The 14,500-nt window shown below is 73.8% G+C and carries 11 protein-coding genes; 1 reads left to right on the top strand and 10 read right to left on the bottom strand.

Annotated features, from left to right (window positions below; genetic code table 11):
- Positions 1-13 precede the first annotated feature (13 nt).
- The 6 genes from RQG84_RS09970 to RQG84_RS09945 form a co-directional block, all read right to left on the bottom strand.
- Entirely contained in the window at positions 14-1,129 is a 1,116-nt protein-coding gene (locus tag RQG84_RS09970) for a cysteine desulfurase family protein (RefSeq protein WP_311209912.1), read from the bottom strand.
- A complete protein-coding gene (nadC, locus tag RQG84_RS09965) occupies positions 1,126-2,007 on the bottom strand; it encodes a carboxylating nicotinate-nucleotide diphosphorylase (RefSeq protein ID WP_311209911.1) in 882 nt (293 codons plus the stop codon). Before nadC ends, RQG84_RS09970 begins: the two co-directional genes overlap by 4 nt.
- Positions 2,001-3,548: an L-aspartate oxidase gene (nadB, locus tag RQG84_RS09960; protein ID WP_311209910.1), complete on the bottom strand. Its 1,548-nt coding sequence runs from the start codon at positions 3,546-3,548 to the stop codon at positions 2,001-2,003. Before nadB ends, nadC begins: the two co-directional genes overlap by 7 nt.
- Before the next feature lies 1 nt (position 3,549).
- The gene (gene nadA, locus RQG84_RS09955; protein ID WP_311209909.1) at positions 3,550-4,854 is read right to left on the bottom strand and encodes a quinolinate synthase NadA; all 1,305 of its coding nucleotides are present in this window, start codon (positions 4,852-4,854) and stop codon (positions 3,550-3,552) included.
- Positions 4,851-5,534 (bottom strand): NrtR DNA-binding winged helix domain-containing protein, encoded by a 684-nt coding sequence (locus tag RQG84_RS09950; RefSeq protein ID WP_311209908.1) that lies wholly within the window; start codon positions 5,532-5,534, stop codon positions 4,851-4,853. The genes nadA and RQG84_RS09950 overlap by 4 nt, the downstream gene beginning before the upstream one ends.
- A 64-nt stretch (positions 5,535-5,598) precedes the next feature.
- Positions 5,599-6,183: a hypothetical protein gene (locus RQG84_RS09945; RefSeq protein WP_311209907.1), complete on the bottom strand. Its 585-nt coding sequence runs from the start codon at positions 6,181-6,183 to the stop codon at positions 5,599-5,601.
- Positions 6,184-6,218: 35 nt separating this feature from the next.
- Between RQG84_RS09945 and eis the strand changes: the two genes are divergently transcribed.
- On the top strand, positions 6,219-7,349 hold the full coding sequence (eis, locus tag RQG84_RS09940) for a GNAT family N-acetyltransferase (RefSeq protein WP_311209906.1): 1,131 nt from the start codon (positions 6,219-6,221) through the stop codon (positions 7,347-7,349).
- Positions 7,350-7,399: 50 nt separating this feature from the next.
- Here the strand turns inward: eis and RQG84_RS09935 are convergent, their stop codons facing one another.
- From RQG84_RS09935 to RQG84_RS09920, 4 genes are all read right to left on the bottom strand, one after another.
- Positions 7,400-8,644 (bottom strand): YeeE/YedE family protein, encoded by a 1,245-nt coding sequence (locus RQG84_RS09935; RefSeq protein ID WP_311209905.1) that lies wholly within the window; start codon positions 8,642-8,644, stop codon positions 7,400-7,402.
- A gap of 84 nt (positions 8,645-8,728) precedes the next feature.
- Positions 8,729-12,220 carry an error-prone DNA polymerase gene (locus RQG84_RS09930; RefSeq protein ID WP_311209904.1) on the bottom strand — a complete coding sequence of 1,164 codons (3,492 nt, stop codon included), beginning with the start codon at positions 12,218-12,220 and terminating at the stop codon, positions 8,729-8,731.
- Positions 12,221-12,244: 24 nt separating this feature from the next.
- Positions 12,245-13,777, bottom strand: a complete 1,533-nt coding sequence (locus tag RQG84_RS09925; protein WP_311209903.1) for a DNA polymerase Y family protein — start codon at positions 13,775-13,777, stop codon at positions 12,245-12,247.
- The gene (locus RQG84_RS09920; RefSeq protein WP_311209902.1) at positions 13,774-14,475 is read right to left on the bottom strand and encodes a hypothetical protein; all 702 of its coding nucleotides are present in this window, start codon (positions 14,473-14,475) and stop codon (positions 13,774-13,776) included. Before RQG84_RS09920 ends, RQG84_RS09925 begins: the two co-directional genes overlap by 4 nt.
- Positions 14,476-14,500: the final 25 nt, after the last annotated feature.

Genomic DNA, 14,500 nt, shown 5'->3' with positions numbered 1-14,500 from the left:
GTCCGGCCCCGGCTCACCCGACGACGTCGACCAGGGCGTCGGCGGCCTCGGCGAGCTGGTGGTCGGTCACCGCCACACCGAAGGTGAAGCGCAGCGCCGTCTGAGCCACCTCGCGCTCCAGACCCATGGCCGTCAGCACGTGGCTGGGCTCGTCGCTGCCCGCGTGGCAGGCCGAGCCGCTGGAGCACACGATGCCGCGCCGCTCGAGGTCCAGCAGGACCGACTCCCCCGACCGTCCGGGCAGCACGAAGGACGCGTGGCCGGGCAGCCGCGACGTGGGGTGGCCGGTGAGACGTGCACCGGGGACGCCGGCCAGCACGGCCGCGACGAAGCGGTCACGGCGCGCCGCGACCTCCTCGGCCGTCGACGGGCCGCCACGAGCCAGGCGCAGGGCAGCAGCCAGACCCACCGCGCCGGGCACGTCCTCGGTACCCGATCGTCGTCCGTCCTGCTGACCTCCGCCGTGCACGAGCGGCTCGAACCGCGTGCCCCGCCGGACCCACAGCACGCCCGCGCCCTTCGGACCGCCCAGCTTGTGGGCCGACAGGCTGAGGGCCTGCACGCCCAGCCGAGTGACGTCGACGTCGAGCCAGGCAGCCGACTGCACGGCGTCGGTGTGGAACGGGACACCACGCTCTGCTGCGACGGCAGCCAGGTCGGCGACCGGCTGGACCGTGCCGACCTCGTTGTTCGCGTGCTGCACGCTGACCAGGGTCGTGTCGTCGCGCAGGGCGGCCGCGAGCACACCGGGGTCGACCGCGCCGTGCTCGTCGACGTCGAGGAGCGTGACGTCGTACCCGATGCGTCCGAGCCAGAGCGCCGACTCCAGCACGGCCGGGTGCTCGACCGCGCTGACCACGACGTGCCTCCCGCGCGGCTGCGCCAGGCAGATCCCCTTCACGGCGGTGTTCGCGGACTCGGTCCCGCCCGACGTGAACGTGACCTCGCCCGGCCGCGCCCCCAGCGACGCGGCGACGTCGGCGCGAGCCTGCTCGAGCCCGGCTCGAGCCGCCTCACCGAGCTCGTGGTGGCTCGACGGGTTGCCGAACGCAGGCCCGAGGTACGGGCCCATCGCGGCGAGGACGTCGCGGCGCAACGGTGTCGTGGCCGCCTCGTCGAGATAGATCATGGTGCTGTTCCAGCCGCCCACGGCCCGGCACCCCCGCCGGGCGCGACGTCGAGGTCCAGACCCAGGTCGAGCGCGCGGACGGAGTGCGTCAGCGCCCCGACGCTGATCACGTCGACCCCCGTCCGTGCGACCTCGCCGATCGTCTCGAGCGTGATGCCACCGCTGGCCTCCACGATCGCGCGGCCGGCGACGAGCGCGACTCCCTCGCGCAGCTCGTCGAGGGTGAAGTTGTCGAGCATGATCGTGTCGACGCCACCCGCCAGGACGGCCTCCACCTGGTCGAGCCGGTCCACCTCGACCTCCACGTGCATGGTGTGCGGGAGGGTCGCGCGCGCCGCCCGGACGGCCGCCGTGACGTCCGGGACGAGCGCGAGGTGGTTGTCCTTGGCCATCACCGCGTCCGAGAGCGAGAAGCGGTGGTTGTGGCCGCCCCCGCAGCGCACCGCGTGCCGCTCGAGCGCGCGCAGGCCAGGCGTGGTCTTGCGCGTGTCGACGACCCGCACGTCGGTGCCGGCGACGGCCTCGACGTAGCGCGAAGTGAGCGTGGCGATCCCGCTCATCCGCTGCACCAGGTTGAGCGCGACCCGCTCCCCCTGCAGGACCGCCCGCGCCGGGCCCTGCACGCGCGCCAGCACGTCACCGGCGGCGAACCGTTCACCGTCGGCCACCAGCAGCTCGACGACGACCCGGGGGTCCACGGTCGTGAACGTCTGCCGGAGCACGTCGGTACCGGCCAGGACGCCCGGCTCCCGCGCCACGACGGACCCACGCGCCACGGCCTCGACCGGTACGAAGACCTGGGACGTGACGTCGCCGAACGGCGCGTCCTCCGCGAGCGCCATGTCGACGACGCGCTGCACCTGCTCCCGGCTCAGCACGGCACCGACTCCCGCGCCCCGTCGAGCAGCAGGCGCGCCGCCGGGAGGACGACGGCACTGTGCCGGGCCTGCGTCGGGTCGGTGCCGGGGGCGTCGGTGCGGTGGTGGCCGCCCCGCGACTCGCGTCGCGCCAGCGCCGACGCCACCACGGCCGCGCCCACGACGTGCAGGTTCGCGTCCTCGACCGCCTTCACGTCGGCACCCGGCGGGACGGCGCCGGCGCCGATCAGCGCTGAGGCACGCTCGAGGCCTGCCGCGTCCCGGCTGAGGCCGGCGGTCTCCCACAGCAGCTGCTGCAGGTCGGCGCGCTCGAGCGGCTCGGTCGTGGCCACAGACGGCACCTCGACCGGTGCGGCCCACTCGGCGTCGAACGTCTCCTGGGGCGCCGCACCGAGGACGGCCTCGACCACACGCCGACCGAAGACCGCACCCTCGAGCAGGGAGTTCGAGGCGAGCCGGTTCGCACCGTGCACACCGGTGCAGGCCACCTCGCCGACGGCGTACAGACCCGGCAGCGAGGTACGCCCCCACAGGTCGGTGCGGACCCCACCCATGAAGTAGTGCGCCGCGGGCGACACGGGGACGGGCTCGGTCCCCCAGTCCAGCCCGTGGGACCGGACCATGGCGTCGATGGTCGGGAACCTGCGGGCCAGGAAGGCGGTCCCGAGCCCCGTCGCGTCGAGCAGGACGGGCAGGCCACCCTGGCGCGCCATCTGCGCGGCGATCCCTCGAGCCACCACGTCGCGCGGGGCGAGCTCGGCGTCGGGATGCACGTCGGTCATGAACCGGTGGCCGTCCACGGAGCGCAGCACGGCACCCTCGCCCCGCACCGCCTCGGACACGAGCGGGCTGCCGGGCACGGCGAGCGCCGTGGGGTGGAACTGGTAGAACTCCAGGTCCGACGCGACCGCGCCGGCCCGCAGCGCCATGGCCAGACCGTCACCCGTCGCGACAGCCGGGTTGGTGGTGAAGGGGTAGAGCTGCCCCGCGCCCCCCGTGGCGAGCACCACGGCGTCGGCGGGCAGAACCGTGCCGTCGAGGAGACGCAGACCGCAGACCCGTCCCTGCGTCAGCTGCAGGTCGACGGCCATCGTGTGCTCGCGCACCTCGATGCCGGCGGCGCGGATCCGCGCCACGAGCGCCTCGGAGATGGCCGCGCCGGTGGCGTCGCCCCCTGCGTGAAGGATGCGCGCGTGCGAGTGCGCAGCCTCCAGGCCGCGCGCGAGGTCGCCCGCGTCGACGTCGAAGAGCACGCCCCGGCGCATCAGTCCAGCGACGGCCTCGGGACCGTCGGCGCACAGCACCTGCACGGCGTCGTCGTCGGAGAGTCCCGCACCCGCCGCGAGGGTGTCGGCCACGTGCGACGCGACCGAGTCGCCCGCATCCGTCACGACCGCCACGCCGCCCTGGGCCCAGGCCGTGTTGCTGGTCCCGAGCGCGGCCTTGGTGACGAGGGTGACCTCGACGCCGTCGCGGGCGTGGGCCTCCAGCGCAGCGGTCAGCCCCGCCACGCCACTGCCGACCACGACCACGCGGGTCATGTCAGGCGTCCTTCGGGAGCGCGGCGAGCATGCGCTCGAGGGCGACCTTGGCGTGCGTCGCGACCTCGTCGTCGACGACGATCTCGTTGCGCACCTCACCCTCGAGCAGGCCGTCGAGGACCCACGCCAGGTAGCCGGGGTGGATCCGGTACATCGTCGAGCAGGGGCAGACCACGGGGTCGAGGCAGAAGATCGTGCGGTCGGGGTGCTCGGCGGCGAGCCGGTTGACCAGGTTGACCTCGGTGCCGATCGCGATCACGTCGCCCGGCTCGCTCGCGGCGACGAACTTCCGGATGAAGTCGGTGGAGCCGGCCGCGTCGGCGGCGTCGACGACGGGCATCGGGCACTCGGGGTGCACCACGACCTTCACCCCGGGGTGCTCCGCGCGCGCCTTCTCGATCTGCGCGACGGTGAACCGCTTGTGCACGGAGCAGAATCCGTGCCAGAGCAGCACCTTCGCGTCCTGGAGCGCCTCGGCGGTGTTGCCACCGAGCGGCTTGCGCGGGTTCCACATCGGCATCCGCTCGAGCGGGACGCCCATCGCCTTGGCGGTGTTGCGGCCGAGGTGCTGATCGGGGAAGAACAGCACCCGGTGCGCCCGCTCGAACGCCCACTCCAGCACGGTCGACGCGTTGGACGACGTGCACACGATGCCGCCGTGGCGTCCGCAGAACGCCTTGAGCGCGGCGGAGGAGTTCATGTAGGTGACGGGGAGGACGGGCAGCTTGCCGTCGGCGTCGGGGCCCATGCCCGTGACCGGGTCGGCGTAGAGGGCCTCGAGCTCCTCCCACGCCCCCTCGACGGAGTCCTCGTCGGCCATGTCGGCCATGGAGCAGCCGGCGGCGAGGTTGGGCAGGATCACGCGCTGGCCGGGACGGGCCAGGATGTCGGCGGTCTCGGCCATGAAGTGCACGCCGCAGAACACGATGGTCTCCGCGTCCGGGCGGGTGAGGGCGGCGTTGGCCAGCTGGAAGGAGTCACCGACGAAGTCGGCGTGCTGCACCACCTCGTCGCGCTGGTAGAAGTGGCCGAGGACGACCAGCCGGTCCCCGAGCGCCTCCTTGGCGGCGCCGATGCGCTCGTGCAGCTCCGGCTCGGCCATCCGCTGGTAGGCCGCGGGCAGCTGACCCGGACGCACGACCGGCTCGGGGATCACGTCGTCCTCGGAGGCCCCGGGGCCGTAGCCCGGGACGAGGTCGAAGACCCAGGGTCCCTCGGCCAGCTCGGTGTCGCACGAGTCGGCCGGGCGGGCCGAGATCGCGTCGTGGACGGAACCACCGGGAGCGGGGACGAATGAGGTGGTCATCGGTTCTCCTCGAGGTGTCCGGCGCGTCGGTAGAGCGCCGGAGGTCGGTGGCTCGTACCCGTCAGGTGCGAGCCGGTGGGGACGACGGTGCCGCTCGCCAGGACCTGGCGGCGGAAGTTGGCGGGGTCGAGCGGCCGGCCGAGCACGGCCTCGTGCACGGCCCGCAGGTCGGCCAGGGTGAACTCTGGCGTGAGGAACGCGAAGGCGATCGGCGAGTAGGTGATCTTGGCCCGCAGCCGGTCGAGCGCGTAGCCGAGGATCGCGTCGTGGTCGAAGGCCAGTCCCTCGACCTCGTCGGCCACGACCCACTCGACGTTCTCGCCGTCGGTGGCGCGCGCGTCCTCGTCGGGGCGCACGAGCGCCCAGTAGACGATCGAGACGACCCGGTCCTCGGGCGAGCGGTCGATGGCGCCGAAGGAGTACAGCTGCTCGAGGTGGCTGGGCGTGAGCCCGGTCGTCCGCTCCAACGTGTGCCGAGCCGAGGCCGCGAGATCCTCGTCCGGCTCGAGCGGGCCGCCGGGGAGGGCCCACAGCCCCGCGTACGGCTCGCGGATCCGGCGCACGAGCGGCAGCCAGAGCGTCGTGAGTCCGGTGACGGGGTGCGGACGCAGCGCGAAGATCACGGTCGAGACGGCCAGGCTCACCTGGCCGACCGCACGGCCGTCGAGGGACCGGGTCATCGACATTCCTCCCACCTCCTTCTGGTGAGAGTGACTCTAAGCCTCCCTTATGGTCTCGTCAACCCTAAGGGGTGTCGTCGTGACGGTGACGCCAGGCGAGGAGCCGCCAGGGCAGCTCGCCGAGGCGTGCACGCTGTCGGGCGCCTCGGCGACGTCCCCAGGGCAGCACCTCCGCAGCACCCTGACGGACGAGGTCGACGTCTCGGACGATCGTCGCCGGTCTCGGGAGCTGCCACTGCGCCTCCAGACGCAGCAGGTCCTCCGTGCGCCATAGGGTGCGGTCGCTGAGCCGCACCCACTGCCCGGACGAGACGTCGCCCACCGACACCAACCTCTCCCAGCGACGCCCGCCACCCTGCAGCACGACGAAGCCACCCCCGTGACCCTCTCGGTGCACCCTCGTGGTGCGACCCCAGGAGCGATGCTCGAGTCGGTCGTCCCACACCGTCAGCGACGAGCTGAGCACGTGCACGACGCCCGACGCGAGCACCACGAGTGCGGCGACGGCGAGCAGGAAGGCGAGCGGCGTTCCGTCGGCCCCCTCGGCCAGCCCCAGCGCGGCGACGAGCACCAGCACGAAGAGCAGCTGCCGCGGTTCGCCTCTTCGGAGCACGTCACCCCAGGCAGGTCTGACGGTCCACGACCCCATGTCGGACATCCGACCACCCCCGCCAGAATGATGCCATGGAGATCAGACGACTCACCGAGGACGACACCGCCGCCATGCGTCCCTTGTTCGTGGAGGCGTTCGGGGCGTTCGACCCCCCGGAGCCGCCGGTCGCGATCCACGCCCCGGGCAAGACCTGGTGGGGTGCGTTCGTCGCTGGACGCCTCGTGGCCACCGCGCTCGACCGTGCCTACGACTCGTGGTTCGGGGGCACGCTGGTGCCGACGGCCGGCATCGGTGGGGTGACGATCACGGCCGAGCACCGCGGCAGCGGCATCCTCACGCCGCTGCTGACGACGCTGCTCGACGCCGCGCGGCAACGTGGCGCCCTGGTCTCCACCCTCTACGCCACCTCCCCCGGCATCTACCGGCGCCTCGGGTACGAGAACGTCACCACCCTCGACGACGTCCGCGTGCCCACCGGGGCGCTCGCTGCCGGCGGCACCACGTCGGTGCGCCGTGCCGACGAATCCGACGCCGAGGCCATCCGCGCCGTGCACGACCGGGTGGTCTCGCGCGGCAACGGCCCGCTCCAGCGTCGTGGGCCCTTGTTCGCCGAGGCCCCCACGCTCCGGGTCAGCGGCGTGACCGTGGCCGAGCGCGACGGCGTGGTCGTCGGCTACACGTCGTGGGACCGCGGTCGTGGGTACGCCGCCGACGGCGAGCTGCGGGTGTGGGACCTCGTGGCCGACGACGAGGACGCCCTGCGCTCGCTCATGACGCTGCTCTCGACGTTCGGGTCGGTCACGCCGAACGTGCTGCTCCGCTCCAGTGGCATCCCGGCCTGGCAGCACCTCATGCGCGTCGCGCACCCCACCCCCGTCACGTCGACGCCCTACGCCCTCGCCGTGCTCGATCCGGCGGCTCTCGCGCTCCCTCGCGTGCATCCCGGCATCGACGCGCGCCTGCCGTTCGTGGTCGAGGGCCGACCGCACACCCTCGTCCTGGCCGACGGTTCGGGTCGGCTCGAGGACGGCGACGGGAGCGGCCGCTCGTTTACCCGCGGTGGGCTGGCCCTGACCTTCGCGGGGGCGCAGACGTCGGCGGCGTTGCGCGCCCTGGGACACGTCGGCGACGACGACGCCGACGACGTCACGTGGGACCTGCTGTTCTCACGCGGGCCGGTGACGGTGCACGACTACTTCTGAGCACCCGGCCGTCGAGCTCGTCGAGGTGCCCTGCGCAGGGCGTCCCTCCGTCAGCAGACCCCGTCGTACCGCTTCGGGACGTCGAGGCCGAAGTACGGCCGCAGGCGCAGACCCACCCAGGTGCCGGCGAGCGCGACGAGGCCCCAGATCCAGCCCGACAGGCTGCCGGTGGAGATGCCACCGAGGTAGGCGCCGATGTTGCAGCCCGACGCGAGCCGCGCGCCGATCCCCAGCAGGACGCCACCGATCAGCGAGGCCAGGACCTGCTTCGTCGCGAACCGGTGCCGCAGCGAGTACGTGCCGGCCAGGGTGGCGGCGATCGCGGCGCCGACGATGATGCCGAGGTTGGTGAGTGACGTCTTGTCGTCGAGCACGGGGCCGGACAGCTGGGCGGCCTGGCTGGGCTGCTGCCAGAAGCTCCACGTCTCGGGATGGGCGCCCAGCAGCTGGAGCACCTTGGCCCCCCACAGCGCGAAGGCACTGGTGACGCCCCAGATGCCGCCGGAGACCCACAGCACGCCGGCCGCGAGGACGGCCAGCACCACCGCGCCGACGTACGGCGACCAGGAGCCGCGCACCACGCGTGCCGCACCCTGGGCCGTCGGCGGCGGCGAGGTGGGCGGCGGGTTGCGACGGGCCTGCACGACCCGGGTCCCCCACACCACGAGCGCGAGCGCTCCGATCGTGAGCACCCACGCGCCCAGGTAGCCGACGTGGTCCTGCAGGACGATGGGGTCCCACGCCGGCAGGTCGTCGACGAGGTCGTACTGCCACGTGTAGAGCACCGACCCGACGACGAACCCGAAGAGGGTCACGAGGATGCTGCTCTGGCCCGACCCGACGGCGAACAGCGTGCCCGACGCGCACGCGCCGCCGAGCTGCATGCCCACGCCGAACAGGAACGACCCGAGCACCAGACCCACCCCGATCGATCCTTCCACCCCGCCCGGGGTGGTGCCGAACAGGCCGGACCCCGAGGCGAGCAGCAGCAGTCCGAGCGTCGCGGCCGTGCCGAGGAGCAGCGAGTGCGCGCGGACGCCCGCCCCGTTGCCGACGGCGACCAGCTGGCGCCAGCCCGACGTGAAGCCGAAGCGCGCGTGGAACAGCGCCGCGCCCAGCCCGAGACCCAGCGCGAGCAGCACGGCCTTCTGCGTGCCGTGCTGGGTCTGGACGACCGCGAGCAGCACGACGGCGAGCACCCCGGCGACCACCGCCGGTCCGCGCTGCAGCGGCGGTGCCGGCGGCGCGGGCGGGGTGGGGACCCGGGTACGGGCGGGGCTGAGGAGGGTGGCCATGTCCACGACGCTACGTCCGGCCGAGTCGGCCGCCGGTCGGTTCTCGCTCCCTGAGATCGCTCGGCAGGGCCGACGTGACGTCGATCACCGGAAGTCGCGGGACCGGTGAGGACCGATGGTCGAGGCCGCCTCGGGGTACAGCACCTCCACCCGCTCGATCCGCTCGGCCCGCAGGTTGGTGGCGCCCTCCACGTTCTCGACCACACCGCGCACGACCACGCCCGCCGCGTTCTGCAGGACCCGCCGGTGTCGCTTCCAGACGTCGGCGAAGACCACCACGTTGAGCATGCCCGTCTCGTCCTCCAGATTCAGGAACGTGACGCCCGAGGCGGTGTAGGGGCGCTGCTTGTGGGTGATCAGCCCCGCCACCCGGACCCGACGCCCGGTGCCCAGGTCGGGGCAGTCCTGCACCGCCAGCACCTCCTCGGCACGCAGCAGCGGTCGCAGGTGCACGAACGGGTGCTCCGTGGGCGAGATGCGGGTGGCCCACAGGTCGGCGGTGGTCAGCTCGACGTCGCTCATGCCGGGCAGCATCGGAGGTGGCGCCTGCACCGCCGTGCCCGCCAGCAGGTCGGGGGCGTCGGTGTAGCCCGCGTTCCAGAGCGCCTGGCGACGGCTGATCCCGAACACGTCGAACGCCCCGGCGGTGGCGAGGGCCTCCATCTGCGGGACCGAGAGCCCGGTACGTCGCACGACGTCGGGCATGTCGACGAACGGACCGTCGGCTCGCGCCGCCACCACCCGCTCGGCGTCGGCCTCACCGATGCCCTGGACCTCGGTGAGACCGAGGCGCACGGCGTGGTGGCCGTCGCGGCGGTGCCCGGCCAGCCGGGCCTGCAGCTCCGTCCGGCCCTCGGTGTCGTCGAAGTCGCCTGCCGGCGGCTGCACCCGGTGCGTGCACCCGTCGAGGCCGGTGCTGGTCCGCCGCCCACGGCCCGGCCCGTCGTCGAGGACCTCCAGGTCGGCATGGACCTGCGAGCGGGCGATGCAGGGCCGCCGCACCTCGACGCCGTGGCGCCGCGCGTCGGCGGTGAGGGACTGCGGGGAGTAGAAGCCCATCGGCTGGGAGCGCAGCAGCGCCGCGAGGAACGCCGCCGGCGCGTGCAGCTTGAGCCAGCTGCTGGCGTACACGAGCAGCCCGAAGCTCAGCGCGTGGCTCTCGGCGAAGCCGAAGTTCGCGAACGCCTGGATGCGGGCGTAGATGCCGTCGGCCACCTCGCCCGTGATGCCGTGGCGCTCCATGCCGGCGTAGAGCTTCTCCCGCAGCCGCTCGATGCGCTCGGTGCCGCGCTTGGACCCCATGGCCCGACGCAGCAGGTCGGCGTCGTCGCCCGTGCAGTCACCCACCGCCATGGCGATCTGCATGAGCTGCTCCTGGAACAGCGGCACCCCGAGGGTGCGCGCCAGCACCGGCTCCAGCAACGGATGGATGAACTCGACCGGCTCCTTGCCCGTGCGGCGACGGATGTACGGGTGCACGGCGCCGCCCTGGATCGGACCGGGCCGGATGAGCGCGATCTCGATGACGAGGTCGTAGTACGAACGAGGACGAAGCCGGGGCAGCGTGCCGATCTGGGCACGGCTCTCGACCTGGAAGACCCCGACGGAGTCGGCCAGGCAGAGCATGTCGAAGACCGCCGGCTCCTCCTTGGGGATCGACGCGAGGTCCCACCGCTCCCCCGTGTGCTCGGCGAGCAGGTCGAACGTGCGCTGGATCGCGCCGAGCATCCCGAGGCCGAGCAGGTCGAACTTGACCAGCCCCATCCACGCGCAGTCGTCCTTGTCCCACTGCACGACGGTGCGCTTGTCCATCCGCGCCCGCTCGATCGGCACGACCTCGCCCACTGGGCGCTCGGTGAGCACCATCCCGCCGGAGTGGATGCCCAGGTGCCGCGGGGTCTTCAGCAGCTGCTCGGCTAGCTCACCGACCAGCGGTGGCAACGGGCTCTCCTCGGGCGTCTCGACCGCACGCCACGACTCGATGCTCTTGCTCCACGCGTCCTGCTGGCCCACGGAGTAGCCCAGCGCCTTCGCGACGTCGCGGACCGCCGAGCGCGGCTGGTAGCTGATGACGTTGGCCACCTGGGCGGCGTTGCGGCGTCCGAACGTGTCGTAGACCCACTGGATCACCTCCTCACGGCGGCCTGCGTCGAAGTCGACGTCGATGTCGGGCTCCTCGTCGCGCGTGGCGGCCAGGAACCGCTCGAACGGCAGGTCGTAGAACATCGAGTCGACGGCCGTGATGCGCAGGGCGTAGCAGACCGCGGAGTTGGCCGCCGAGCCCCGGCCCTGGCACAGGATCCCGCGTCGACGGGCCTCGGCCACGATGTCGTGGACGATGAGGAAGTAGCCGCAGAACCCCTTGGCCTCGATGACCGCCAGCTCCTGGCGCAGCCGCTCCTCGGCCCGGTCGCGGTCGTGGGCGTACAGGTCGTCGGCGCCCCGCCTCACCAGCTCGCGCAGCCACTCCATGGGGGTGTACCCGTCCGGGACGTCGGTCTGCGGCAGCCGCGGCGCCGCACGACGCAGGTCGAAGGCCGCACCCCGGGCCACCTCGACCGACCGCGCCACGGCTCCCGGGTAGCGCGCGAAACGTGCCTGCATCTCCTCGCCCGAGCGCAGGTAGGCCTGCCCGGAGGCGGCCAGCCAGCCGTCCATCTCGGCGAGGCTGCGCCGGGCACGCACGGCGGCCATGGCCTGGGCCAGCCGGGTGCGCGACGGCACCGCGGCGTGCACGTTGCCGGTGGCCACGACCGGCAGGGCGTGCTCGACGGCCAGGGCCGCGAGCACGTCGTTGGTGGCCGAGTCGGTGGGACCGCCGTGGTCGGTGAGCTCGACGTCGACGGCGTCGGCACCGAACAGGTCGACCAGCCGTCCCAGCGCGCGCGACGCATCGGCCGGGCCACCGGTCGCGAGCGCCTGCCGGACGAAGCCCTTGCGGCAGCCCGTGAGCACGTGCCAGTGCCCTCGGCCCTGCTCGGCGAGCCGCTCGAGGTCGTAGACCGGCCTGCCCTTCTCGTCGCCTGCGAGCTGCGCCTCGGTGATGGCCGCGGCCAGCCGGTGGTAGCCCTCCACCCCTCGGGCGAGCACGAGCAGGTGGCTGCCCTCCGGGTCCGCGGCACCCAGCTGGGGCGCGGTCAGGCCCAGCGACAGCTCGGCCCCGAACACCGTGTCCAGACCGGGGTGCTCGGCGGCGGCCTCGGCGAAGCGGGCCACGCCGTAGAAGCCGTCGTGGTCGGTGAGCGCGAGCGCCTCCAGCCCCAGGGAGCTCGCCTGCTCGACCAGCACCTCCGGTGCGCTCGCGCCGTCGAGGAAGCTGAAGTCGCTGTGGCAGTGCAGCTCGGCGTACGGGACGGTGTTGTCGATCTGCCGCCCACGGCCTTCGGGCACGCCGGGCGCCTCGTACCGTCCGCGCTTGCGGCTGAACGCCGGTCCGTCACCCCCGTCGGGGAAGCGACCGTCGACCGGGTCGGGGCGCAGGTCGTCGCGGCCCTCGCTCGGCAGCGCGTGGGCGGGCCGGCCGGAGAGCCGAGCCTCCAGCTCGCGCCACGGGACGTCGGGGTTGTTCCAGCCCATCAGCGCTCCACGGGCTCGTGCACGTCAGTCATAGCGGGCCTCGGTCCACCAGGTGCCGTTCTCGACGACCATGAGCCAGGCCGTGCCGTCGACCCCGACCACCTGGAAGCGCGCCACCCGACGGGCCGCCGCCTCGTCCCACCACAGCTCGTCGACCGGCCACGGGCCCGCCCAGGACGCCACGGGACGCCAGTCCTCGTCGCCGGCAGCACGGAACCGGACGGGGTCGCAGCTGATCGCTCCCCGGCCGTCGACCCCGACGACCCGGTCGCCGGGGCCGACCACCTGGGCCGGACGCGGTGACGCGTACACCGTGGCCGGCGCCGGCGGTGGCACGGAGCCCGGCCAGGGAGCCCCCACGGCACGCGCCGGCTGGGTCTGCTCGCCCCACGGCGCGAGCAGACGCCGGGCCGACGGCGAGCGGCCACCCTGCACCCGGGCGGCGAGCACCCCCTCGTGACCGACGAGACCCTGCACCCGGGCGATGCCGCGCTCGACGCGGTCGTCCTCCTGCGCCGTCGCGGCACCCCGACCACCGGGCCCGAAGAGGGCGGGTGCGTGCTCGCCGACGGGCGCGACGCTCTCGGGCACGAGCCGGACCGCGCCGACCGGTCCCGGCAGCGGACCGCCCTGCAGCTGCCAGCGCACCCGGTCGACGACGTCGACCGCACCGAACCAGCGCGGGTGGACCCACCGACGGGTGGACGCCACCTGGTCGTCGACCTCCACCTCGATCCCGAGCGCGGTGCACACCAGGCCGTGGTCGGCCAGGCGCGCGACGAACCGTTCGGCGACCGACCGCAGGCTGAACGCCACCGTCTCGGAACTGGAGACCGGCGGCTCGAGGGTGAGGATCCCGCCCAGCTCGGGAGGCACCTCACGCCGGGCGAGGAGCCGAGGGTCCTGGCCCGAGGCCAGGCGGTGCAGGAGGGCACCGTGGGTGCCGAACCGGGTGTGCACGTCGGACGCGGGCAGGGCCGCCAGGTGCGCGAGCGTGGTCAGGCCCATGCGACGCAGCAGGCTCACCACCTCCGGCGCCTCGAGCGTCTCGACCGGCAGCGGAGCCAGGAACGCGGCGTCGGCACCGGGCTCGACCACGTGGACCCCTTGCGGCACCGCACGGCGGGCGGCCTGCTCGGCCGCGAAGAGGCCGTCGGCCACCCCGAGCCGCACGTCCCACACCGCCAGCGAGACGACCCGCTCGGCGACGACGGCCGCCGCCTCCTCCTCGCCCCCGTAGAACCGGGCCGGTACGGGCAGCGCGCACAGTCCCGGCCGTAACGGCGTGACGGCGGGGCTGAGCTCCTCGACGCCCAGCAGCACCTCCTCGAAGGCCCGGGCCTCGACCTCCGGGCGGTGGTCGGCGAGCACGAGCTCGGGGCACCGCGCCTGCGCGTCACGGCGCCGCATGCCGCGGCGCACGCCCTCCACCCGGGCGGCGTGGTTGCAGGCCAGCACCTGGCCGCCGTCCATGACCGCGCCGGGGACGTCGCGCGGCAGGTCCGGCAGGGCGGCCCGCACGGGCCAGTCCGGGCACCAGAGCACGAGCGTCCTCATCCTGCGCTCCTGACGAAGGCGGGGCTCCTCACGATGGCGGGAACCCCGGTGGCCGGGGGCGCCGCGACCTGTGGGCGCACAGGTCGCACGGTCAGGTCGTCGGCCGGCAGGAGGAGGTCGCGGGTCCGGCTCGGAGCAGTGCCACGCTGCACGGTCACGGTGGCCTCACGAGCCCTCAGGTGGCCGTCACCCGCCCCCACCCCCGCCCAGCGAGTGGTCGCGAGGGTGAGCCGGGCGTCGCACCGGGGCCAGACGCCCCAGGGCACCAGCACGCAGCCCTGCTTGCGCAGCCGCGCACCGAGGCGGGCGGCGTCGCCCTCACCGACGACGGACGTCGGCCGCACCACCACGAGGCCGACGACGTCGACGAGGGCGGCGGTGACCTCCAGCCACCGGTCCTGCGGGTCCGGCACGAACACGGTGCGGTGCGGGTCGACCCCCATGGCCACGGCGGCCTCGACCCCGAGGTCGGGTGCACCCACGACCGCGGACCACGTGCCGGCCGCGGACGGGCCGGACATGAGCAGCAGCGCGAGGCTGGCTGCGTCGACGCCGTAGACCCCGCCGGTCTCGAGGCTCAGCAGGCCCTCGAGGGCCGGGTGCGTGGGCACCGCCTGCCGTGCGGGTGCGCCCTGCATCCGCTCGACCTCGCGCCGCAGCTCGGCGACGACCTCGAGGGCTGGACGGGCTGCGGACACCCACCCATGATCGAACAGATGTTCG

The organism is Aeromicrobium sp. WCS2018Hpa-31, assembly GCF_031843905.1.
GTDB lineage: Bacteria > Actinomycetota > Actinomycetes > Propionibacteriales > Nocardioidaceae > Aeromicrobium.
Note: the sequence above shows the minus strand (reverse complement) of the source record. Positions and strands in the feature narration are given on the sequence as shown.

Excerpts from the sequence above, each read along its gene's own strand:
- RQG84_RS09970 (WP_311209912.1), bottom strand. The coding sequence starts at position 1,129 with ATGATCTATCTCGACGAGGCGGCCACGACACCGTTGCGCCGCGACGTC.
- nadB (WP_311209910.1), bottom strand. The coding sequence starts at position 3,548 with ATGACCCGCGTGGTCGTGGTCGGCAGTGGCGTGGCGGGGCTGACCGCT.
- nadA (WP_311209909.1), bottom strand. The coding sequence starts at position 4,854 with ATGACCACCTCATTCGTCCCCGCTCCCGGTGGTTCCGTCCACGACGCG.
- RQG84_RS09950 (WP_311209908.1), bottom strand. The coding sequence starts at position 5,534 with ATGACCCGGTCCCTCGACGGCCGTGCGGTCGGCCAGGTGAGCCTGGCC.
- RQG84_RS09945 (WP_311209907.1), bottom strand. The coding sequence starts at position 6,183 with ATGGGGTCGTGGACCGTCAGACCTGCCTGGGGTGACGTGCTCCGAAGA.
- eis (WP_311209906.1), top strand. The coding sequence starts at position 6,219 with ATGGAGATCAGACGACTCACCGAGGACGACACCGCCGCCATGCGTCCC.
- RQG84_RS09935 (WP_311209905.1), bottom strand. The coding sequence starts at position 8,644 with ATGGCCACCCTCCTCAGCCCCGCCCGTACCCGGGTCCCCACCCCGCCC.
- RQG84_RS09930 (WP_311209904.1), bottom strand. The coding sequence starts at position 12,220 with ATGGGCTGGAACAACCCCGACGTCCCGTGGCGCGAGCTGGAGGCTCGG.
- RQG84_RS09925 (WP_311209903.1), bottom strand. The coding sequence starts at position 13,777 with ATGAGGACGCTCGTGCTCTGGTGCCCGGACTGGCCCGTGCGGGCCGCC.